2 protein-coding genes are annotated in these 2,101 nt (G+C 69.3%); both read left to right on the top strand.

Going from position 1 to position 2,101, the window contains the following annotated elements:
* The coding region (locus WU80_RS24610) for a PPE domain-containing protein (protein WP_055405893.1) at positions 1-702 on the top strand (702 nt) is incomplete at its 5' end.
* Between the two features lie 188 nt (positions 703-890).
* Positions 891-2,101, top strand: a 1,211-nt coding sequence (locus tag WU80_RS24605) for a wax ester/triacylglycerol synthase family O-acyltransferase (protein ID WP_055405894.1), incomplete at its 3' end; no start/stop codon positions are given.

Below are 2,101 nucleotides of genomic sequence, written 5' to 3'. Positions count from 1 at the left end.
GCATCGATCGCATGGGGCGCCACCACCGCCGCGAGGGCCGCCTACGGTGCGGCCCTCGCGGCGGTGGTGGCGCCCCATGCGATCGATGCCAATCGGTTGCGGCGGATCTGGCTGGCCGCGACGAACTGGCTTGGCCAGCTCAGTCCGGCCATCGCCGACGCCGAAGCCGACTATGAATGGATGTGGGCCCAAGACGCCGCCGCCATGTACGCCTACGCCCGCGCCTCGGCGGTTATCCGGCAGCTGACACCGTTCAGTTCGCCCCCGCAATGCACCCATTCGTCCGGGCCGGCGGTCACCGAACCATCCCGCAGCTGGCGGCTGAGGGTGGCGCCGGAGGTGATAACGACCGGCGCACAAGTGATCTCGGCCGTCGGCCAGGCGATCGATGCGCTGTCCTCCTCGCCGCGCACTACCCTCGATGCGACCCTGTCGCCGGTAGCGGCGGCACTGTCCCGGCTCAGTTCGTTGTCGGCGCCGTCGGACGTCGCGCTCACCCACCTGAGCTCCCTCAACAAGGCCGCCGCGCTGCACCGGGCCACGGTCATCCGGTCCGCCCGAACGACCGACGCGGCGCCTCGGGTGAGCGTCGGCAGCGGCGCCGCGATCGGGGCCCTGTCGGTTCCCCGGGCGTGGATTCGGTCGGAGCCAACCTCCGCGTGGGCGAGCCCCCAAGCGAGCCCCGTCGATCGGAGCCAGTGAGTTCTCGAAATGAGTTGCGGCGCAATAACTGCGGCCGTTCACCGCTGGTGGGTGCACGCATGACCGGCAACCCTCCGGGCGGTGGTCCCGACGAGCCGGCGGCCCCGTAGGACCTCTTCGGCAAAGCCGGCGGGTAGTTTGTTTGCCATTGCTGGTCCCGATGGGGGTGGGAGGGCTACGGTCGGGGGATGAAACGGCTTTCGAGTGTTGATGCGGCGTTTTGGTCGGCCGAGACTTCGGGCTGGCACATGCATGTGGGCGCGCTGGCGATTTGCGACCCGAAGGACGCGTCGGAGTACAGCTTCGAGCGGCTCCGCGAACTGATCATCGAGCGGCTGCCGGAGTTGCCGCAGTTGCGGTGGCGGGTCACCGGGGCGCCGCTGGGTTTGGACCGGCCGTGGTTCGTCGAAGACGAGGAGTTGGACGTCGACTTCCACATCCGGCACATCGCCGTCCCGGCGCCGGGTGGCCGCCGCGAGCTCGAGGAGCTGGTCGGCCGGTTGATGTCCTACAAGCTGGACCGCGCCCGGCCGCTGTGGGAGATGTGGGTGATCGAGGGCGTCGAGGGCGGCCGCGTCGCGTCGCTGACCAAGATGCACCACGCCATCGTCGACGGCGTCTCCGGCGCCGGCCTGGGTGAAATCCTGTTGGACGTCACGCCGGAACCGCGGCCGCCGCAACACGAAACGGTGGGATCGCTGGTGGGATCGAAGATTCCGGGCATCGAACGGCGGGCGGTGGGCGCGCTCATCAACGTCGGCGTCAAGACGCCCTTCCGCATCGCCCGGCTGGTGGAACAGACCGTGCGCCAGCAGATCGCCGCGCTGGGTGTGAGCAGCGGCCGGCCGCCGCGCTACTTCGAGGCGCCCAAGACCCGGTTCAACGCCCCCGTCTCGCCGCACCGGCGAATCACCGGCTGCCGCGTCGAACTCGCGCGGGCCAAGGCCGTCAAGGACGCCTACGGCGTCAAGCTCAACGACGTCGTGCTGGCGCTGGTGGCCGGCGCCGCCCGCGAGTACCTGCAGAAGCGCGGCGAGTTGCCCGCCAAACCACTCATCGCCCAGATTCCCGTCTCCACCCGCACCGACGACAACAAGGACGACGTCGGCAATCAGGTGAGCTCGATGACCGTGTCCCTGGCCACCGACGTCGAGGATCCCGCCGAGCGGCTGCGCGCGATCCACGAGAGCACCCAGAACGCCAAGCTGATGGCCAAAGCCTTGTCGGCGCACCAGATCATGGGGCTGACCGAGACGACACCGCCCGGGCTGCTGGGGCTGGCCGCGCGCGCCTACACGGCCAGTGGCCTGTCGCGAAACCTGGCCCCCATCAACCTGGTTGTCTCCAATGTGCCGGGCCCGCCGTTCCCGTTGTTCATGGCCTGTCTCTTATACACATC

This window comes from Mycobacterium sp. UM_11, from assembly GCF_001414075.1.
GTDB lineage: Bacteria > Actinomycetota > Actinomycetes > Mycobacteriales > Mycobacteriaceae > Mycobacterium.
The sequence above is the reverse complement of the archived record's forward strand: the minus strand, read 5'-3'. Positions and strand labels throughout refer to the sequence as shown.